General features: G+C 46.7%; 17 protein-coding genes and 1 tRNA gene. 12 read left to right on the top strand and 6 right to left on the bottom strand.

What is annotated here, in order from left to right; translation table 11 throughout:
* The first annotated feature begins 31 nt into the window (after positions 1-31).
* A complete protein-coding gene (locus H0Z19_RS03915) occupies positions 32-856 on the top strand; it encodes an ABC transporter ATP-binding protein (protein ID WP_290724025.1) in 825 nt (274 codons plus the stop codon).
* Positions 857-876: 20 nt separating this feature from the next.
* The gene (locus tag H0Z19_RS03920) at positions 877-1,266 is read left to right on the top strand and encodes a winged helix-turn-helix domain-containing protein (RefSeq protein WP_290724027.1); all 390 of its coding nucleotides are present in this window, start codon (positions 877-879) and stop codon (positions 1,264-1,266) included.
* Here H0Z19_RS03920 and H0Z19_RS03925 read toward each other — a convergent pair.
* Positions 1,255-2,349, bottom strand: coding sequence for an NAD(P)/FAD-dependent oxidoreductase (locus H0Z19_RS03925; RefSeq protein WP_290724029.1), 1,095 nt, complete (start codon positions 2,347-2,349; stop codon positions 1,255-1,257). The genes H0Z19_RS03920 and H0Z19_RS03925 overlap by 12 nt on opposite strands.
* Positions 2,350-2,399: 50 nt before the next feature.
* On the opposite strand from H0Z19_RS03925, the gene rgy reads away from it, so the two are divergent.
* Both rgy and H0Z19_RS03935 read left to right on the top strand, forming a co-directional pair.
* On the top strand, positions 2,400-5,567 hold the full coding sequence (gene rgy / locus H0Z19_RS03930; RefSeq protein WP_290724031.1) for a reverse gyrase: 3,168 nt from the start codon (positions 2,400-2,402) through the stop codon (positions 5,565-5,567).
* Positions 5,568-5,662: 95 nt separating this feature from the next.
* Positions 5,663-6,226, top strand: a complete 564-nt coding sequence (locus H0Z19_RS03935; protein ID WP_290724033.1) for a nitroreductase family protein — start codon at positions 5,663-5,665, stop codon at positions 6,224-6,226.
* A gap of 7 nt (positions 6,227-6,233) precedes the next feature.
* On the opposite strand, the gene H0Z19_RS03940 is transcribed toward H0Z19_RS03935, so the two are convergent.
* The gene (locus H0Z19_RS03940) at positions 6,234-6,410 is read right to left on the bottom strand and encodes a hypothetical protein (RefSeq protein WP_290724035.1); all 177 of its coding nucleotides are present in this window, start codon (positions 6,408-6,410) and stop codon (positions 6,234-6,236) included.
* A 117-nt stretch (positions 6,411-6,527) separates the two neighbouring features.
* The gene (locus H0Z19_RS03945) at positions 6,528-7,718 is read right to left on the bottom strand and encodes an acetyl-CoA C-acetyltransferase (RefSeq protein WP_290724037.1); all 1,191 of its coding nucleotides are present in this window, start codon (positions 7,716-7,718) and stop codon (positions 6,528-6,530) included.
* 219 nt (positions 7,719-7,937) lie between these two features.
* Here H0Z19_RS03945 and H0Z19_RS03950 point away from each other — a divergent pair, with 219 nt between their 5' ends.
* From H0Z19_RS03950 to H0Z19_RS03970, 5 genes are all read left to right on the top strand, one after another.
* Complete coding sequence (locus H0Z19_RS03950) at positions 7,938-9,521, top strand: ATP-binding protein (RefSeq protein WP_290724038.1); 1,584 nt, start codon at positions 7,938-7,940, stop codon at positions 9,519-9,521.
* Positions 9,518-10,819: an exonuclease SbcCD subunit D gene (locus tag H0Z19_RS03955; protein WP_290724041.1), complete on the top strand. Its 1,302-nt coding sequence runs from the start codon at positions 9,518-9,520 to the stop codon at positions 10,817-10,819. Before H0Z19_RS03950 ends, H0Z19_RS03955 begins: the two co-directional genes overlap by 4 nt.
* Complete coding sequence (rad50, locus tag H0Z19_RS03960) at positions 10,816-13,476, top strand: DNA double-strand break repair ATPase Rad50 (protein WP_290724043.1); 2,661 nt, start codon at positions 10,816-10,818, stop codon at positions 13,474-13,476. Before H0Z19_RS03955 ends, rad50 begins: the two co-directional genes overlap by 4 nt.
* Positions 13,460-14,575: a DNA double-strand break repair nuclease NurA gene (locus tag H0Z19_RS03965; RefSeq protein WP_290724045.1), complete on the top strand. Its 1,116-nt coding sequence runs from the start codon at positions 13,460-13,462 to the stop codon at positions 14,573-14,575. The genes rad50 and H0Z19_RS03965 overlap by 17 nt, the downstream gene beginning before the upstream one ends.
* 84 nt (positions 14,576-14,659) lie before the next feature.
* On the top strand, positions 14,660-15,319 hold the full coding sequence (locus H0Z19_RS03970; protein ID WP_290724047.1) for a TIGR00266 family protein: 660 nt from the start codon (positions 14,660-14,662) through the stop codon (positions 15,317-15,319).
* Here the strand turns inward: H0Z19_RS03970 and H0Z19_RS03975 are convergent.
* The 3 genes from H0Z19_RS03975 to H0Z19_RS03985 are packed head-to-tail and all read right to left on the bottom strand — an operon-like array spanning position 15,308 to position 18,365.
* Positions 15,308-16,147: a D-aminoacyl-tRNA deacylase gene (locus H0Z19_RS03975; protein WP_290724050.1), complete on the bottom strand. Its 840-nt coding sequence runs from the start codon at positions 16,145-16,147 to the stop codon at positions 15,308-15,310. The two genes, H0Z19_RS03970 and H0Z19_RS03975, sit on opposite strands and share 12 nt — an antisense overlap.
* Positions 16,144-16,701 (bottom strand): stage II sporulation protein M, encoded by a 558-nt coding sequence (locus H0Z19_RS03980; RefSeq protein ID WP_290724053.1) that lies wholly within the window; start codon positions 16,699-16,701, stop codon positions 16,144-16,146. The genes H0Z19_RS03975 and H0Z19_RS03980 overlap by 4 nt, the downstream gene beginning before the upstream one ends.
* Positions 16,698-18,365, bottom strand: a complete 1,668-nt coding sequence (locus H0Z19_RS03985) for an ATP-dependent DNA ligase (RefSeq protein WP_290724065.1) — start codon at positions 18,363-18,365, stop codon at positions 16,698-16,700. The genes H0Z19_RS03980 and H0Z19_RS03985 overlap by 4 nt, the downstream gene beginning before the upstream one ends.
* 74 nt (positions 18,366-18,439) lie before the next feature.
* On the opposite strand from H0Z19_RS03985, the gene srp54 reads away from it, so the two are divergent.
* From srp54 to H0Z19_RS04000, 3 genes are all read left to right on the top strand, one after another.
* Entirely contained in the window at positions 18,440-19,741 is a 1,302-nt protein-coding gene (srp54, locus tag H0Z19_RS03990) for a signal recognition particle protein SRP54 (RefSeq protein ID WP_290724055.1), read from the top strand.
* Positions 19,741-20,358 carry a ribonuclease HII gene (gene rnhB / locus H0Z19_RS03995; protein ID WP_290724058.1) on the top strand — a complete coding sequence of 206 codons (618 nt, stop codon included), beginning with the start codon at positions 19,741-19,743 and terminating at the stop codon, positions 20,356-20,358. Before srp54 ends, rnhB begins: the two co-directional genes overlap by 1 nt.
* 62 nt (positions 20,359-20,420) lie before the next feature.
* Positions 20,421-20,493 (top strand) — tRNA-Gln (locus H0Z19_RS04000).
* Positions 20,494-20,615: the final 122 nt, after the last annotated feature.

A 20,615-nucleotide genomic window follows, 5' to 3' on the forward strand; every position in this document is an offset into this window, starting at 1 on the left:
TAAACTTTATATCTTCCAAAGTCAATAACCAATGGTGCTTGAGGTCAGAAATCTCGTTAAAAGATACGGGAACTTTGAGGCTGTAAGGGGAATCAGCTTCTCGGTGAAGAAGGGAGAAGTTCTGGGACTAATAGGTGAAAATGGAGCCGGAAAATCTACCACACTTAAAATTCTGGCGGGTCTGATAAAACCGGATGGTGGGGAGGTAAAATACTTTGGCAGAGATTTTGGTGAAGACACTAAGAGAATTATTGGGTACCTGCCTGAAATAGACGCGCTTTACGACAACATGACCGTCTCTGAATACCTCAACCTTTTTGCTGAGATTTACGGTGTGAGGGCAAACATTGACGGGCTTCTTAAGAGGCTGAATCTACCGGACAAGTACATCGCAGAGCTATCGAAAGGGATGAAGAGAAAAGTCTCCATAGCCAGAACTCTCCTCCACGACCCTGATGTGCTAATTTATGATGAGCCAACCGGCGGGCTTGATCCGACAACCTCTCTGAGCATAGCTGAGCTGATGAGAGAGCTGGCTGAGAGGAGAAAGATAATAGTTTTCTCAGCCCACAACATGTACTATGTTGAGAGAATAGCGGACAAGGTTGTGGTGATGAAGGGTGGTGAAGTTCTTTACTCAGGAAGTCTCGGAGAACTGATTGGTCAAAACACCACATACAGGGTTGATTACTCTTTCAACGGGCGAAGGGAAAGTGTAGAACTGTCAGAGATAGATGAATTACTTGAATTTGTTGAAAAAGTTAAGGAGCAGGGCGGAAAAGTGCTTGAGATTGAGAGAGAAGTTCCGAGACTTGAGAACGTTTACTTCAACCTGATAAGGAGAAAAGGAAATTAAGGCATACTTAGACAGAGTTTATGGATATCAAATTCAGATTGTGGATTGAGAAAGAGGAAAAGCATGTTGCAGGGAAAGGTGGTGTGGCTATTTTAAAAGCCATAGACGAAGAAGCCTCAATTTCCGGGGCGAGCAAAAAGCTTGGAATGTCTTACAGATATGTCTGGGGATACATCAAGAAAATGGAGAAAGCTGTCGGAAAGGTTGTTGAGAGTGAAAAAGGAGGAAGCGGTGGAGGAAGGACAGTCCTTACTGAGAGAGGAAAGGAGATTGTGAGGTTATACGAATTCTACGAAAATCTCGTTAAAAAGCTCGGAAAGGGAGAGTTTGAGAGAGTAATAATCAGAGAAGGAGAGGTAATCCCAAGGATTGAGGACGGCGATTATGTTCTGATAAAGCTAGATTATTAGATTTTTTAGAAGATAAAAGGCAAGAGATGGTCTTTTTAGAAGCCTTAAGGATACGTCGGTAATTTTTCTGATTAGAGTTGAAGGGCTGTCCATGTGCACTCCTGAGAAGTTAAAATCGCTCATCGCGTAAAAAAGCTGCTCAAGCTTCTCGTCGGGGAAAGAATATAGTTTTCTCACCAGATATCCGAACCTGTACTCGTTTTTCATCTCGCTCAGATATCTTTTCTCGTACTCTCTGAGATCTGGAAAGCTTTCAGCAAGCTTCTCTGCTGCCACGAGCAGGTAGTAAAGCCCCCCACCCGTGTAGGGCTTGACCATCCCGGCTGAATCGCCAATAAGTGCCACCCTGTCTTTCGAAAATTTGACAAGCCTTTCCGGAATCGCTCCAACGTTCAGTTCGATTACATTCCCCTTGACTCTGCCTGAAACAGAGGGATGCTTCTCAACCACATTTTTCAGGTAGTGCATCGGATTGCTTTTGCTGACAACTCCTATTCTCGCCGTATCACCCAGAGGTATTGCGTAGGCAAAAAAAGAGTCGCTCCACTTTTCTCCAAAGTAAAGCTCCACGTACTTTTCGTCTAAAGCTTCAAACCTCATTTCAGCCTGAACGGCAGTAAAAAATCCTGGCTTTGGAAATTTAAAGTGCTGACTTACGGTGGAGTTCACACCATCCGCCCCGATTATTTTTTCAGCCAGAATCTCCCTTAAATGAGTCTTAATCTTGAACCCGTCAAACTTGACTTTCTCCTTTACAAAGACATCCGCTCTCTCTGAAGCTTCCTCAAAAAGCAGTGTGTCAAGCAATTTTCTCTCAACAACCACCGCTTCACCTATGCCCTCTAGAACGACACTGGCGGAGGGGGAAAAGAAAAAGGCTCCTTTTACCCTGTTTTCCAGAGCTTTCTTCGCATTGCAGTACTCTTTCAGCTTCTGATAGCAGTTATCGCTGATTAAGCCAGCACACTGCACAGGAAAACCTGCAGTCTGGTGCTCCTCGAATAATGCTACGTCATACCTTTTGCCGAGCAAAATTGTCGTCAGACTTCCAGCAGGGCCACCACCGACTATTGCAGCATCCACAAACTGCCTTTGAGGATTAATTTTTTATCTTTTCTCTCCCATTCATTTCGATGATTCCCGTTGTTTACTCAAACCTTTGCCCGGTCTGTGGGGAAGACCTTGAGAGTAATGAGATTGAGAAGCACAAGTGCTTCAAGAAGGGGAAAAATCTGTGTTTGAGGCCGGAAGATTATCTGGTTAGAGAGTTTGTGGAGTTTTTCAAAAAATGCGTTGGTGAGCCGAGAACAATACAGAAAATGTGGGCAAAGAGAATACTGAGAAATGAGAGTTTTGCCGCCACAGCTCCCACAGGAGTTGGTAAAACTTCTTTCGGTCTGGCAATGTCCCTTTATCTCAGTTTAAAAGGGAAAAGATGCTATGTCGTTTTTCCGACTTCTCTCCTTGTGATTCAGGCGGCTGAAACCATAAAAAATTATGCAGAAAAATTAGGTCTAGAACTTGATAGGAATCTCTTGGGCTATTATCACGGAAAACTGCCGAAAGCTGAGAAAGAGAACTTCATGCAGAATTTGAGAAATTTCAGGATCGTTATAACAACAACTCAGTTTCTGTCCAGGTATCACAGGGAGTTGGGGCTCTTCGACTTCATCTTTGTTGATGATGTAGATGCAATCCTGAAAGCTTCAAAGAACGTTGATAGACTTCTGAACCTTCTTGGCCTCTACTACGACTCCAAAACAAAAACCTGGAAGGGTAGGGCGAGAGGATGTTTGATGGTCTCAACAGCCACGGCAAAGAAGGGAAAGAAGGCCGAGCTTTTCAGAACGCTGCTGAACTTCGACATAGGTTCTTCCAGAATTACGGTAAGAAACGTCGAGGATGTTGCCGTGAACAATGAGAGCATTGAGATGGTCGCGACAATTCTTAGAAAACTCGGAACAGGCGGGATAATCTATGCCAGAACAGCCGAGGAAGCGGAAAAAATTTACGAGTCTCTCAAGGAGGAGTTCAGGGTTGGCATTGTAACTGCAACAAGAAAAAGCGACTACGAAAAGTTCGTGGAAGGTGAAATTGACCACCTTGTAGGCACAGCACATTACTACGGAACTCTCGTTAGAGGTCTTGACTTACCGGAAAGGATAAGGTTTGCTGTATTTGTCGGATGTCCTGTTTTCAGAGTCACAATTGAGGATATCGACTCCCTCAGCCCGAATATGCTCAAGCTCCTCGCTTACCTCTACCGCCATATTCCGGAGATCGAGAAGGTTTTGCCGGCTGTTGAGAAGCACATTGACGAAGTAAGAGAGATTCTGAAAAGAGTGGTGGGGAAGGAAAAGCCTCAGGCGAAAGATGTCGTTGTCAGGGAGGGGGAGGTGATTTTCCCCGACCTGAGGACCTACGTTCAGGGTTCTGGCAGAACTTCGAGGCTATTTGCCGGAGGAATGACAAAGGGTGCGAGCTTCCTGCTTGAAGATGATGCAGAAATTCTTTCAGCCTTCGTTGAGAGGGCAAAGCTCTACGATATCGAGTTCAGAAGCATAGACGAAATCGATTTCGAGAGTCTTTCCAAAGAGCTCGATGAAAGCAGAGAGAAGTACAGGAGAAGGCAGGAGTTCGACCTAATAAAGCCGGCCCTTTTCATCGTTGAGAGCCCAACAAAGGCGAGGCAGATTTCACGCTTCTTTGGCAAGCCAAGTGTGAAGGTTCTGGAGGGTGCCGTTGTTTACGAGATTCCGATGGAGAAGTTCGTGCTGATGGTCACGGCGAGCATCGGACATGTAGTAGACCTTATCACAAATAGAGGGTTCCACGGCGTGCTTGTGAACGGGAAATTTGTGCCTGTGTACTCCTCCATAAAGAGGTGCAGAGGTTGCGGTTATCAGTTTACAGAAGAGAGGGACAGCTGTCCAAAGTGTGGTGGGAGTGATATAGACAATTCAAAGGTCAGGATTGAAGCTCTCAGAAAGCTCGCACACGATGCTGAGTTTGTCATTGTTGGCACCGACCCGGACACGGAAGGCGAGAAGATAGCGTGGGACCTCAGAAACCTACTTTCCGGATGTGGAGTGGTGAAGAGAGCAGAATTTCATGAAGTTACAAGAAGAGCAATTCTGGAAGCCCTTGAATCACTGCGTGATGTGGATGAGAATCTCGTCAGGGCGCAGGTTGTCAGGAGGATAGAGGACCGCTGGATTGGCTTTGTTTTAAGCCAGAAACTGTGGGAGAGGTTCAACAACCGCAACCTCTCTGCTGGCAGAGCTCAAACTCCGGTTCTCGGCTGGATAATACGCAGATACAAGGAGTCGAGGGAGAAAAAGAAAATCGCAATTCTCCGCGACCTCGACCTCGTTCTTGAGCACGATGAAAGTGAGTTCGACCTCACAATAAGGCTCGTTGAAGAGAGGGAAGAGCTGAAAAACCCCTTACCTCCATATACCACAGAGACTCTGCTGAGCGATGCAAACAGAATTTTAAAGCTTCCAGTCAAGCAGACCATGCAGATTGCCCAAGAGCTCTTCGAGAATGGTCTGATAACCTACCACCGAACAGACTCGACCCGTGTGAGCGATGTTGGGCAAAGGATTGCCAGAGAATACCTCGGAGAGGATTTCGTGGGGAGAGACTGGGGGGAGGGTGGTGCGCACGAGTGTATAAGGCCCACAAGACCGCTTACAAGGGATGACGTTCAGAGGCTCATTCAGGAAGGGGTGCTGGTTGTTGAGAACCTCAGAAGGGAGCACTTTGCTCTCTACGACCTAATTTTCAGGCGCTTCATGGCATCTCAGTGCAGACCATTTAAGGTGGTGATAAAGAAATACTCCGTAGAGTTCGACGGAAAAAGCGTTGAGGAGGAGAGAGTTGTAAAAGCCGAAGGGAGGGCGTATGAGCTTTACAAATCGGTCTGGGTTAAAAATGAGCTGCCAGAAGGAACATTCAGGGTTAAGGCAGAGATTAGAACTGTTCCGAAAGTTCTGCCGTTGACGCAGTCCGAGGTAATTCAGCTGATGAAGGAAAGGGGCATCGGGAGGCCCTCGACATACGCAACCATCGTTGACAGGCTTTTCATGAGAAATTACGTTGTAGAGAAGTACAGGAGAATAATTCCCACCAGACTTGGACTTGATGTGTATAGCTACTTGGCTAAAAAGTACGCAAAATTCGTCTCTGAGGAGAGGACAAGGGACCTTGAGAGCAGAATGGACGCAATCGAGCGTGGAGAGCTTGACTATCTAAGGGCTCTTGAAGATTTGTACTCGGAAATAAAAAGTATAAACTAAGGTTCTGCAAACTGAATATCTTCTTTCTGTATTTTTTACGGAGTTTGTATACTCATTCTTCGGAAAATAATTTACAATTTAGACCAACGTAGACCATGCACATCCTCAATCTTGCAAGGAATAGAAAAACGGTAAGAGCATTCCTTCCACACTCTCCACCTGAAAATCTGGTTCTGAAGGCGATAGAAGTGGCAAGGGAAGCTCCATCTGGAATGAACGCCCAACCGTGGCACTTTCTCATCGTATCCAATCCGGAGACCAAGGGCAAGATAAGAGAAACTTGTGAAAGAATGGAGAAGGAGTTCCACGAGAAAGTTGGTGGAGAACTTGGCAACTGGCTGAAGGAGAGGAAGTTTAACTGGCAGAAGCCGTTTCTGAGTGAGGCCCCTTACCTTATCCTGGTTTTCGGGATAAGGAGGTATCCATACTGGCTCCAGTCCGTGTGGCTGGCAATTGGCTACTTACTGCTCGCTCTTGAGGAGCTTGGCCTTGGGACTGTGACATACACACCACCGAATCCGAGAGAAGTCGAAAAGGTCGTGAATGCCCCCGAAGACCTCAAGCTGCAGACGATAATGCCAGTCGGATATCCTGCAGACCCAAAGCCAAAATATGAGAGAAAAAAGCTCGAAGAAATTGTCAGCTTCGAGAGCATTTAAGGCAAACTCAAATCATTCCTTGAGAGGTTATCTTACCCAGGTATTTTGCAATTTCCTTCTTTTCGAAATCGTAGCTTCTCCAGATCGCTATTTCTTCCATAACCGGCGAAACTCCTCCATACACTCCCGCCACAGCCATTGTGCCTGTGGAAGGGGGCGAAGAGGTGTGCTGCGAGAATGGCATACTTGTTCTCTCCACACATAAAAACGCGATCCCACGGCACAAAGACATCATCGAATATTGCCATGTTCTCGCCATTCCAATTTTCCATATACTTCCATCTCACTTAAAAATAAAAAATCAAACTCTCTCAATCACCACTGCAGCTCCCTGTCCTCCTCCAACGCAGGCTGTGGCAATACCATAATCACCGCTCTTCTCATGCAATATTCTGGCCAGAGTTCCTATTAGCCTAGCACCGCTTGCAGCAAGAGGATGGCCTATTGCTATCGCCCCTCCGTGTATATTCACCTTTTCGGGCTCAATTCCAAGCTCGTGGATTGCATAGAGGGGCACAACAGCAAATGCCTCATTTATTTCCCAGTAATCAATGTCGCTGACCTTCAAGCCAGTTTTTTCCAGTGCCTTTCTGCATGCAGGAACAGGTCCTGCGCCCATTATGTACGGTGGAACTGCCGCTGTGCCGTATCCAATGACTTTTGCTATCGGCTCAAGACCGAGCTCCTGCACCTTCTTCTTTGATGCAAGCAGCAATCCAGAAGCACCGGCGTTGAGCGGTGAGGAATTGCCAGCAGTAATCACACCTCCCGGCTTGAATGCTGGTGGCAGAGAGGCAATTTTCTCCAGAGTCGTGTCAGGACGTATGGACTGATCTGAGTCTACCGTTATAACGCTACCATCAGCTTGAGGTGCTTCTACAGGAATTATCTCTCCCTTGAAGTATCCCTCCTCTAGAGCTTTTGCTGCAAGCTGGTGACTTCTTAGAGACCACCTGTCGAGATCCTCCTTTGTGAGGTAGCCGGCCATTTCGAAGAGCGTTTCCGCAGTCAGGCCCATCACGAAACCTATTTCCATTCTGTAGTCCTTGTACTCCTCCGTAATCAGTTTGGGGTTCGGTGTGACGTGCGGATTGTCAGCTCCCATTGGCACTCTCGTCATGTGCTCGTAACCGCCCGATATCATCATGTCTTCGTTCCCGCTCGCTATCTCCAGATAAGCGTAGGCAGTAGTGGCCAGCGATGACGCGCACTGCATGTCCACATGAGATGCGGAGGTTTCAGGCGGGTACTTTGCCAGCAGCGTAGACATCCTCCCTCCATAGGGCCAGTTCTCAGACACGGGAAAAGCACATCCGAGTAGAATTCTTCCAACATCCTTCTTTTCAACTCCCGCCTTTTCAGGCAGCTTTTCCAGAACCATCGCCATCAGTTCATCTCCTCTTATCTGATGGAAGACATCTCTTTCCGGCTTTTTCGGCCTACTCCTAGAAAATGGTGTTCTCGCATATTCTACAATATACACTTCTTCCATTTACTCACCTCTTCTTAGCACGTTCACAATCTTCAACTATTTTTCCATATTTTAAAACTTTCGTTTTTTGCGAAATTAAATTTGCATATATTCACAATCTTTGAAACTCAATAATTTCTGATTTTGCGAAAAATGACTCAAAAGGGTTTTATCACAATCAATATGCTGTCAAAACCAGGGGAAGATAAAGATTTTTATTTTGTTTGTTCAAGTAGTAGCGTGCAGAATGTGGGCTTGGTAATGGGAAAGTCTTCAATAACGGATTTTAGCTTTGCCGTAAATCCGTCAGCGATTCCGAAATTTGGTGAATATGTTACAGCGATGAATCGTGATGGGGAAGAGGTAATAGGTATTGTAAGGGAAATCTCGAACTTCAACCGGATGATTCTCGACGAGGGCTTCAGCTTTGAGTATTTGGTCAAGAACCTGGACTTTTCGAGGAAGCTGATAGAGAGAAATGATGTGATTGTGGCAACAGCGACGGTAATAGGGGTAGTTAGGAATGGAGAGGTTTATCCAAACCGCACACCAATCAAACCCAATTCTGAAGTATTTCTTGCAGATGATGACATGCTCTCGTCCCTTTTCAAATGCGAGAAAGGCGTTGAGCTTGGCAGAATGATTGCTAGGCCTGATATTTCCGTCTCGTTGGACATAAAGCAGCTCGTTCTGAGGCACTTCGCAATTCTCTCCGTTACCGGTGGTGGGAAATCGAACACGGTTGCAGTCTTGGTCAACGATATTGTTAAGAAGCTGAATGGTACTGTTGTGCTCATCGACCCTCATGGGGAGTACGTGGGCTACACGTTTGAGGATGGCAGCGAGAAGGGGAAGAACGTTGTTCCTGCTGGTATAAGGCCTGAAAGGCTTGAACCCTGGGAGTTTGCCAGCCTGGTTGGTGTTGACAGGGAAAAAGCGGCCGTGCAGAGAATGCACCTTGAAAGGATTTTCACCACTGTGAGGCATGAGGGAAAGGTGGGAAGAGAGTTCGTCGAGAGAGTTCTTGACATTGCGGAGGACTGGATTAACATCGCTGCCGGCAAGGGGGAGGCGGAATACTATGATTTCAATGGGGTGAAGAGAGTTGCCACCCTTGACAGACAGGATTTGAATGCTTTGGCGAGGATAAAGGAGTACGTTTCGTCCTTCATGAGAAGGTACGAGGATTTGCTGAGTCAGAACGACATGCTTGCGAACATCAAGCCCGGCTACCTCAATGTGGTGAACCTCAGCGGCTTTGACGAGGGGCAGATGAGGGTTGTCGTTGCTTATCTGCTCAGGAATCTTCTTGTGGGGAGAATCAACTATGTGAGGGGAAAGAAGGGATGGGAGAAGGTCTGCCCGGCAATCGTCAAGCCTCTCCTTGTGGTGTTTGAGGAAGGACACATCTTCGCTCCTAAAGGTGTAAACAACGACGTGGTGACGTGGATGGGAAGGATTGCCAGAGAGGGGAGGAAGTTCGGCATAGGGTTGGGAATAGTGAGCCAGAGGCCTAAGAGGCTGAATGATGATGTTTTAAGTCAGTGCAACACCAAAATTATCCTCAGAATTACCGAACCGAACGACCAGAGGTATGTTCAGAATGCGAGCGAGCAAATCAGCGAAGACCTGCTGAAGGACATCGCATCTCTCGGTGTGGGAGAGGCTGTTGTTGTGGGACCAGCGGTGAAGCTGCCAGTAGCAGTAAAGATAAGAAAATTTGCAGGAAACTATGGTGGAAGGGACATAGATGTCGTCGAGGAGTGGCTTGGTAGAGAGGAAGAGCAGAAGAAGCAGGTAACCTTAGAGGATTTGGCAGTATGAAGTTTGCCCACATAGCCGATGTCCATCTCGGTTATGAGCAGTACAACCAGCCCTGGAGGGCTGAGGATTTTGCAAAAGCCTTTATGGCTATTGCGGAGAAGGCGGTTGAAAGGGATGTGGATTTTGTGGTTATAGCTGGCGACCTCTTCCACCGCAGTCTTCCAAGTCCGAGAACCATCAAAGAGGCGGTCGAGACGCTGTGGATTTTCAGGAAGGAAAACATTCCAGTTTTTGCTGTTGAAGGGAATCACGACAAAACCTCGAGGGACATCTCAGCCTACCATCTCCTTGAATCACTTGGACTGTTGAACGTCATCGGGCTGAGAAGAAGCCCGGTTTCTGGAGACAACGTAAGAAGTCTGAAAATTCAGAACGTTTACCTAGTTAAGGGCGTCGTAGGTGATGTCGAGATTCTTGGTGATAGGCACAGAAGCAGGTGGCAGCTTGAAAAGGTTTTGCCGTTGCTGAAGCCGGAGAGTGAGAAGAGCGTCCTCGTTTTGCATCAAGCGGTGAAAGAGGTTGTGGATATCGAGCTTGATATGGCTTATGAACTAACAATCAGCGATTTACCTGAGGCGAGCTACTATGCCTTTGGACACATCCACATGCCCAGGATTTACGAATTCAACGGCAGATTTATAGCTTATCCCGGCTCCGTTGAGCGTTATGACCTCAGGGAAGCTTCGAGAATCATAAGATACAAAAGCGATCTAGCTTTAAAAGATGGGATTAAGAAGGGATTTCTGCTCGTTAAGAACTTCAAGCCGGAATTCGTTGAGATTGGCACCAGAGAGCTTTATGACGTCGAAATAGAGGACGAAGGATTTGAGGGGCTGGAGAAGAAATTTTTTGAGGTTTTAGAAAAGCTGGACAAAGAGGGAGTTATGATTGCCAAGCTGAAATGCGGTGATGCGGTGGATGTCAGGAGATTCAACGAGGTTGCGGCAAAGAGGTTGCGTTACGCCGAAATCAGGTTTGAGAGGATTTTTGAGGAAGTAGAGGAGGTTGAGTTGAAGCAGGAAAGTGAGTTTTTCAATGAGTTCGAGCTAAAGCTTCTTGACCTTCTGAGGGGAGAGGCGGATGAGGACGAGGTTTACAGGCTGATTGTTGACCATTATCTCTCCGGTGGGGATGTTGAAAAGCAGGAGGTAATGGATGAGAAAATCCAAGAGATGGCTGAGGAGCAAACAGAACCGGAGCCTGAGCCAGTCGAAGAGAAAACAAAGCCGATAGAGGGCAAGAAAGAAACCAAAAAGCCAAAAACGCTTTTGGACTTTCTGGGGGAGGGGGAGGAATGATTCTCCTCAAAGAGCTTCAAATCAAGAACTTCCGCTCCCATTCGGACTCAAAAATTGAATTTGATACAGGAATAAACCTAATTGCTGGAAGGAATGGTGCAGGAAAGAGCTCCATACTTGAGGCCATTCTCGTTTCATTTTATGGATTAAAGCCCGCTGGGCTTAGAAAAAACGACCTGGTGAGGGTTAACAGCTCGGGGTACTCTCTAAATTTGACTTTCTACTTGAACGGTGAAAAGCTCACAATTTCAAGAAAAAGCAATGGAGAATCAATTCTCACCGGAAAGGAGATTGTTGAGGGTGACAGCAACATAACCGAATGGGTCGAGAGGCATATCTGCCCAGCGCACGTCTTTACCGGGGCAATTTACGTCAGGCAGGGAGAGATAGACAGCATAATAAGGGACGATGAGAGCAGAGAGAGAATAATAAAGCAGATTACAAGGATCGAAGATTACGAGAACGCGTGGAAAAATCTTGGAACTGTAATAAGGATGCTTGAAAGAGAAAAGGAGAGATTGAAAGAATTTCTCAGGCAGGAAGAAGAGATAAAAAGGAGAAAGAAAGAGAAAGAAGAGGAAGTTGCTAAAGCGAAGAGCGAAATTGAAAGGCTACAAGATTTGGAAAAAAGATTATCTGAAGAGCTTGAAGGGCTTAAAATCAGGCTTAAAGAGCTCGAGGATTATAAAACTAGACTTGAGCTTCTCAAAAAACAAGAAAATTCTCAACTGCAGGAGATAAGAGGTCTGGAGGAGAGGCTGAAGGGGCTTGAAAAGCAACTGGAGGAGGCCAATGAGAGGATAGCGGATCTCGAAAAAATGACGCAGGAAGCTGAAGAGCTCAGGCCCAAAGCCGAGAGGTTTCTTACACTTGAAAAACTTCTGACCGAGATAAGCCTGGCAATTAAGGAATTAGAGAAAGAAGAGAAGAAATTGGCAGAGAAGCTTGCCGGAATAAATGCCCAAATAAAAAAGGCTGAGGAGGACAGCAACAGACTTGAGGAGGTCAGGAGAAGAATAGAAGAACTTGAAAAAGAACTTGTTGAGTTTGAATCCAGTTACAAGCTTCTGGAGACTCTCAGGGCAAAGATAGAGAGACTTCAAAGTTTAAAGGCAAAGCTGGACGAAAAGAGTCTTACACCGGAGAAAGTTGAGAAACTGTACTCTTTGCTCTCAAAGGCAAGAGAGGAGGAAAAAGAGATAGATGAGAAGCTCAAAAAGCTAACTGCAAAGAAATCGTCCCTTAAAACAAGAGGAAAGCAACTGAAGAAGGCTGTTGAGGAACTGAAATCTGCCGAAGGTTCGTGTCCGGTTTGTGGAAGGGAGCTTGACGATGAGCACAGAAAGAAAATACTGGTAGAATATAAAGAAGAAATGAGAAAGATAGTTGAGGAGCTTGCAAGAGCCGAAGAAGTAGAGAAAACGTTGAAAGAGAAGCTTGAAAAGATTGAAAAAACTCTTGCCAAGCAGGAAGCAGTTTTGAAATACAAACAAATGGTCGAGGAAATAAATGGGCTTGAAGAGGAGCTCTCTGCTCATGATATTGAGAAGCTTACAGCGGAGAGTGAAGAGTACAAAAGGATTAGGGAGAGGCTCGATGGCCTTAGAGGGCAGCAGAAAGTCCTCTTAAGCTCAGCAGGCAAACTCGATGAATTGAAGAATCAGCGGAGAGAGATTGAAGAGCTTCTTAAGGAGATTGAGAATAAAAAGCAGGATCTTTACAAGAGAGTTGAGGAAGAGGATTTCAAATCTCTGGAGGAGCTTGAAAAAGAGGTTAAAAGGCTAAGAGAATACCACAACAGATGGCTCGGACTGAAAGATTCCGCGAAAAGGCTTGAGGATGAAGTCAAAAGAAGAGAAAAACTGGAAAGAGAGATTGCTGAAACTAAAATAGACCTTGATAAAGCTAATGAAGAGCTTAAAGCTATAAGGGCTCAGATTGACGACCTTCTTGAGGTTTACAGTGAGAATGAGCACAGAAGACTGAACGAGGAGTACTTGAAGAAGTCAAAGGAGCTTTCAGGGTTGAAGAGCAGACTTGAAATTTTAAAGGAAAGTCTGCAAACTGCAGAAAAAGACCTGAATTTCCTGAAAGAGCAGCTTGCGAAGATGGACGAGTACAAGAGGAAGGTGGATGTTTTTGAGAAAACAGCAATTCCAGAACTTACAAAGATTAGAGAAAAATTCAGAAAGTACAGGAATCTGATAGCTGAGAGCTCAATGAGGGAAGTTGAGCGTTACGCAAGTGAAATTTTTGAGGAGCTGACAGAGGGGAAGTATTCCGGAATAAGGTTGAAGAAGGTTACTGAGAGAGGAAAGGAGAAACTGAAAGTTTTCGTTGTTTATCAGGGGGAGGAAAGGGAGATAGGATTTCTGAGCGGTGGAGAGATCATAGCTCTCGGACTGGCTTTCAGGCTCGCCCTTTCAATGTTCATGATCAGGGGGAGGATACCGCTGCTGATTCTCGACGAGCCGACGCCGTTCTTGGATGAGGAAAGGAGGAGAAAGCTTGTTGACGTCACGACCAACTATCTCCGGAAGATACCTCAGGTCATAATAGTCTCACACGACGAGGAGCTTAAGGATGCTGCAGACAGGGTCATTTTTGTAGACTCGCAGGGTGGAGTTTCGAGGGTTAGGTATGTGGAGGCTCAGTGACGAGTTGCTGAGGGACTTTGAAAGGACGCTGGAGGAGAGCTACTCCAAGGTTGTGAGTATTGCCAGATCGATAAAGCAGAGGTGGAAAGCACTTCCTGAGCCGAAAACCTCCACGATATGCGGTGTGGATGGTAGCAGGGGGGTTGAGAGGCTTAGCGGTCTCGTTTTTTACATAATCTCTGCTGCTTCCGTTGGAGAGGATATCAGGGAAATGCATGAGGTTACGACACTCAAGCCTCACATTCACATCGATGAGAGGATAAGACTCCACATGCACACAAGCGAATACAGACTCGGCAGCATTGCTGAAGAAGATATCGTGCTCATGGACGGGACGCTTCGGGGGGCGATCATAAGACCACCTGCATATCTCACGAAGGACGTCTATACAGCACTCTCAAAACTCTACGACCTTGAAGGAGTTATCGAGGACTTTGTTGAAGTGCTTGATGAATGGTATGGAGAGATTACCGAAGACGTGAGAAAGGGAGTGGCAAGGAAGAACTACCTTCTTACGAGGAGCGAGTACTTCGACGGAATCGAGATGGGGTGCAGGAAAGGAGAGCATGGCGATAAGGACAACCTGATGATTCTAATGGAGTACATCGAGTATCTGCACGCTCTGAACAGATTGCTTGACAGGAATGTTGTTTTCGTCGCAAAAAGCTTCTACACGAGCGAGTTTACAGCAAACTCATCCATAACCGATTCTGCGGTCCTCGACTACCTTGCAAGGGAGCAGTTTGGAGAGGAAAAGGCCGGCTTCATCCAATTCAAACCCGTTCTGCAGAAATCTCTGCCCTGGTACTCCAGATACTTCAGAAATCTCGATAAGGCGGAGATTTACGGAGCGTTTGTGAGGTTCGCTGATGGAGGGAATATCTACATGCTTGAATCCACAAAACCAATTGAAGAGGGCATTATTGCAAAGCTCTGCAATTACGAGGCTGAGGGTTACCTCATTCCGCTAATTCATGCCCACAGACATGCAGAGATTAAAAGGAAAGAGCTTAAAACAATAATAAGTGCGATGCTCTCAGCAACAGACCCGAAGTATTCCTTCCTGCTCAAGAGGGGCAGGGATGTGCTTGAGGGTTGAGAAGTTCGTTAAAGGTTTTTCTAGGTGTTTTCTAACTCCGAGTTCATAAGAAATTTTAAATATTTTTTAATTTGATAACACAACATGGAGCACAGAATAATTGGAAGGCCGAGTTACAGCTTGCTGGAGCTTAAGCTGAAACCGGGGGAGGAGGTGCTTGCTGAAACAGGAGCTATGGTCTACATGAAAGACGTTGAACTCAAAACGGAGATGAAAGGTGGACTGTTAGGAGGTTTAAAGAGGTCACTGCTTGGTGGGGAGTCGTTTTTCGTCAACAGGTTCGTTTCCAGAGGAGAGGGACTTCTCGGACTCGCCCCGACATATCAGGGAGACATAATTCACGTCCCACTCAGCGGCATGATTTACGCTCAGAGTGGTGCTTTTCTCGCTTCGAGTGAGGGCATTGAGGTTGATACGAAGTGGGGAGGAGGTAGAACATTCTTTTCAGGAGAGGGGCTGTTTCTTCTCAAAATTGAAGGTAGTGGTGACCTCTTCCTCTCATCGTTCGGAAGCATAGAGGAGCTTCAGGTTGACGGCCATATGAGAGTCGACACCGGCCACATAGTGGCGTTCGAGCCGACACTCGACTTCAGGGTAAGCAAGGCGGGCGGGCTTAAGGCAACACTTCTCAGCGGAGAGGGGCTGGTTGTGGATTTTACGGGCAGAGGAAAAGTTTGGATTCAGACGAGGTCTATATCTGACTACGTTGGCTGGTTGGCTTCTCTCCTGCCTTCAAGGAAGTAACTTGAAATCCCTCTTAACTTTTTTGCTCTTAAGCACCTCAACACCTGCAATTTCTGCAGCCTCATTAACCATTCCCTTAACTGCCGAATTCACAGACTTTTCGTCGATGATGATGTACTCTGCCTCGCTCAGCTTTACTGCTTCCACCAGGAATTGAGCGTTTAAGTGCTCAAAAGTATACTTTGCGAAGTTGTGGCCAAAGGTGAAGGTTGTCGAAAGTATTATTTCAGTCTGCCTCGGTGCGTAATGCGTCCCCCCAACACCGACTGCTACATTCCAATCTCTTTTCTCCGACTTTATCGCTTCAACTATTGACTCGGCAACGATTTCAGCAGCTTCTCTGTCCTTCCACTCCTCCTCTGTTGAGCCTATCTCGTAGAATGCCGAAGGTTTAGAGATTTCAGACGGGCCGTGATGCGTAACCTCCATTGTGAACTCAAACTCGGGCTTCCTGTCCATTCTGTCTTTCAGGGCGAGGACGTAGTTCTTCATTGTGTGGGGAGAGGGCTTTGCAAGACTGTAAGGCTTTCCTCCGAAGTCAGCAGTTCCAACGTTGCCCGAAACGTGGACAGTAAAGATTTTTCTTCCGTCTTTGCTGCTGTGCCTTGAGGCAAACAGGATTTCCTCAAAATCAACGTATTTGGCAAGCTTCTGATCTATGTAATCGGCGTAGATTAGCCTCTCCTTCGTTTCGGCTAGGTAAAATTCATCAGACAGATACAGCTTAAACTCTCCCGCTCTCCTTTCCTCAAAGGTGGAAAAGCTCAGCAGGATGTCCTTGATGTTCTGGCCAGCTTTGTCACCTTCGCTGCAGACAACGAGTTTCATAACATTCCAACCACCACTGGCGTTATAAAAGCTTCAACAAAGGCTGCGATGAGCAGAAGTGGCAAGACTAACTTAACGTAGGCTCTGGTTGCCCGAAGCAGGTATATTTTGAACTCTTCTCCTCTGAACAGTGCAAGGTAAAACCTGTAACCCAGCCACACACCATAAGCGCATGCTATGATTATTGCCGGAATTTCGAGAATTCCGTGGGGCAGTATGGCGAGAACAACCTTCCACAGCCCCCACTCCGGCGTTCTCCATGAAACAACAACTCCAACGATGTATCCGTTTAGTAAGACAAACATTACCGGGAATATTCCGAAAAAGAAGCCTCCAAGCATGGCAATGAGCGATTTCCCGGCGTTGTTTGCGAAGATAATGAGGGCGAGAATCACCGGGTTTTCGAGGAATCCTCCAAAGTATTCAAAGAATTTTCTCAGCTCCTCTTCAACCGGATAATTCTTTCCCACCATATACCCGGCAAAGACAGATATTATAAAAAGCATGGTGAGCATTAAGGATGAGATTATGATTAAGCTTCTCTCGTCCCTCATTGTCTCTTAACCTCGAACTGAAGTTTGTAAAGCCTCTCAACCCTCTCTATCGTGTCCGCCTCATCCACGTCTTTGTCATCCCTAAGTCTCACAAATCTCGGGAATCTTAAGGCATAGCCGCTCTCGTACTTGGGGCTCTTCTGAATCTCCTGGTATGCTACTTCGAAAACGTACTTGGGGATGAATTCCACCTTTTTTCCCTGCTGGGAGGTGATGAGGGGCTTGAACATCTCCGTTAGCTCCGTCAAATCCTCCTCGGTGAAGCCGGTTGCAACCTTTCCGACCTTAAGCAATTTTCCTGTCACCGGGTCAAGGCAGGCAAGCTCGAAGGAGCTCAACCAGTGGCTCCTCTTCCCCTCTCCCCACTCTCCTCCGACAACAACGAGATCAAGTGTTTCCATTATGGCCTTAACCTTGAGCCAGTTCTTTCCCCTCTTTCCCGGAATGTACGGGGATGACGGCAGCTTGACCATCACACCCTCGTGACCTGCGTTAATAGCCTCTTCGTACATTTTCCTGACCTCATCAACCTTATCCGTGACTATCTGAGTTGCGAGCCTGATTTTTTCCGACTCCTTTATTGCAGACTCAAGCATCTTCCTCCTCTCTTTCAGCGGGAGGTCAATGCATTCATTCCCGTCATAGAGGATGTCGAAGAAATGAGCCTCAAGCGGAATCTTCTCGACCATCTTGGCAACGTCATGCTTCCTCCTGAATCTCCTCAGAACGTGCTGGAACGGCATCGGTTTTCCGTCTTTGACCGCTATGACCTCTCCATCGAGAATCACACCGGGCTTGACGTTTTTCTTTATCTCCTCAACGATGTCAGGCAGTGCATTGGTAACATTCTCCAGCCTTCTTGAGTAGATTGTAACCTTCTTTCCATCCCAGTGAACCTGAACTCTGCTTCCGTCGTACTTCCATTCAACCGCTGCCACCCTCATCTCCCTGATGGCGCTTTCAAGGCTCTCAGCAACCTGTGCAAGCATCATCCTGACCGGGATGTGGAGTTCGATCTTCAACTTCTTCAGTCCTTCTTCACCCTCTTTTTTTGCAACTACTGCAACTCTGCCGAGGTCATTCGTAATCATGTAGGCTCTCTCCACCGTCTCAGCTTCTGCTTTGAATGCCCTCGCTATCGCATCCCTCATTATACCCTCTCCAACACCCAGACGCATCTCATTCAAAATCAGCCTTGTTAGGTACCTCGCCTCGAGCGGTGATGCAAGACCGTAAAGGCCTGTGAGGAGCATTATCTTCCTTTTCATGCTTCCTTCTCCGGTCAGAGAGGAGATTTCGTCAAAAGTCTCCCTCACCTTACGGATTGTTAGCTCTTCAAAAGCGAGGGTCGTCATCTTCTTCCTTTTTATCAGCTGCTCCGCAACAAGGCCGAGATCGCCGCATTCTCTTATCATCCCCTCTATCTCAGCTCTCTTCACCCCGCTTACATTTTCAAGGGCCTCGTAGAGCAGTCCAACACCAACTCCAAGCTCCCTCTCATCCCAAGGAGGATAAACTCTGCCTGTGATGAAAAGAACAACATCATACAGGTCTCTTTCATCCTCAATTTTTTGAATGAAGGCAGCTATTCTTGCGGTAAGCTCAAGTGTGGAGGATATTTTCTCAAGTTTTTCACAGAACTCGGCAAACTCTGCGAACAGCATCATCGAATTTTAGTCTGCCAAATTCAATAAAATACTATCGCCAACCTTTTAATACTTTCAGTATAGTAGAGCCAATGGCTCTTGAATCACTGAAGGAAGTGGCCAGGAAGATTGCCGGATCATCCAGCATTGACAAAAAATTTGTCGAGGAAATGATTAAGGAGATACAGAGAGCGCTCATCAAGGCCGACATTAACGTCAGGCAGGTTAAGGAGATTAGCGACGCGATAAAGAAGAGGGCTCTCAGTGAAGACGTTCTCCCCGCTCTCAATGCGAAGGAGCAGATTCTCAAGATAGTTTACGAAGAGCTGCTCAGGGGAGTGGGAGAGGGACTTGAGATTCCGCTGAAGAAGGCCAAAATAATGCTCGTCGGACTTCAGGGAAGCGGTAAAACGACCACAACCGCAAAAATGGCGAAGTACTTCAAGGACAGGGGAATGAAGGTTGCTGTGGTTGCAGCAGACACCTGGAGACCTGCGGCATACGAGCAGCTAAAACAGCTTGCAGTTGAATACGGAATAACATTTTACGGTGAGAAAGGGGAGAAGGATGCGGTTAAAATTGTTAAAAATGCTTTGGAGAGGCTTAAGGACTACGACATGCTCATAGTGGACACCGCAGGGAGGCATGCGCTTGAAGATGAGCTTATCGAGGAGATGGTGAAGATTGCAGAGGTTTTGAAGCCGGACTACAAGCTTCTCGTGCTCGACGCTGCCATAGGTCAGCTTGCGAGCAAGCAGGCAGAAGCCTTCCACAATGCAATAGGGATTAACGGCATAATCATTACGAAGTTCGACGGGACTGCGAAAGGTGGAGGAGCGTTGTCGGCAGCGAGGCAGATAGGGATACCGATAGCCTTCATCGGAACTGGTGAGAAGGTTGAGGACTTTGAACGCTTTGATCCCGCCGGATTCGTTTCGAGACTGCTTGGAATGGGAGACATCAAGGCTTTAATGGAGAAGATTGAAAGGATTGCAAGCGAGGAAGAGCTTGACCCCGAGGCATTTTTGAAGGGAACATTCACGTTGAAGGACATCTACAAGCAGATTGAGGCGATGAACAAAATGGGGCCAGTGAGGAAGATTTTCGAGATGCTTCCATTCGGTCTGGGTATGAAAGTTGACGATGACGTCATGGATATGACGCAGGAGAAAATGAAGAGGTTCAAGGTAATCATGGACTCGATGACAGAAGAAGAACTTCTGAATCCGAAAATTATCGACTCTTCGAGGATAAGGAGAATTGCAATAGGCAGCGGAACCTCACCGCAGGAGGTTAAGGAACTGCTGACCTACTATAAGACTATGAAGAACCTGATGAAGAAGATGAAGAAGAACAAGCTGCCGATAAAGGGTCTGGGGAAGCTGGGTTTCTGATGAAGGCTGGAATAGATGAGGCGGGAAAGGGCTGCGTAATTGGCCCTTTAGTGGTTGCAGGAGTTGCCAGTGACGAGGAGGAGAAGCTGAGGGAGCTTGGGGTTAAGGACTCGAAGAAGCTGAGTCAAAACAGAAGAGTAGAGCTTGCGGAGGAAATAAGGGGAATGTGTAAAACGGAGGTTCTGAAGATTTTTCCTGAAAAGCTCGACGAAAAGATGGCTGTAAAGACGATAAATGAGGTTCTGAAAGAGTGCTATGCGGAACTAATATCCAGGCTGAAGCCGGAAATAGCGTATGTTGACAGTCCAGACGTTATTCCTGAGAGGCTTTCGGCGGAGCTTGAAAAACTGACTGGTGTGAAAGTGCTGGCAGAGCACAAGGCGGATGAGAAGTATCCGCTTGTAGCTGCAGCTTCAATCATCGCGAAGGTTGAAAGGGAAAATGAGATCGAGAAGCTGAAAAAGCAGTTTGGAGACTTCGGAAGTGGTTACGCAAGCGACCCAAAAACGAGAGAGGTGCTTAAAAACTGGATAGCCTCAGGCAAAATTCCGAGTTGCGTCAGAATGAGATGGAAGACCGTATCAAACTTAAAGCAGAGGACACTTGAGGAATTCTAAACGAAATCGTTATTATCTTTAAGGGCGGTGTTTTGATTGGCGGTGTGATTAATCTTACATAAAGCCCCGTGGTGTAGCGGTCAATCATGCGGGCCTTTGGAGCCCGCGACCGGGGTTCGAATCCCCGCGGGGCTACTTTTATTTAAGGTCTATAACCCCTTCACCAAAACACTGTATTTAGCCTTCCGTTAAACTCATAACCTTTTTAGGGTCCTTACCAAATCACATCTCAGCCAACCTCTGCAGTACCCTCTTTT

It is taken from the genome of Archaeoglobus sp., assembly GCF_017656475.1.
Classification (GTDB): domain Archaea; phylum Halobacteriota; class Archaeoglobi; order Archaeoglobales; family Archaeoglobaceae; genus Archaeoglobus.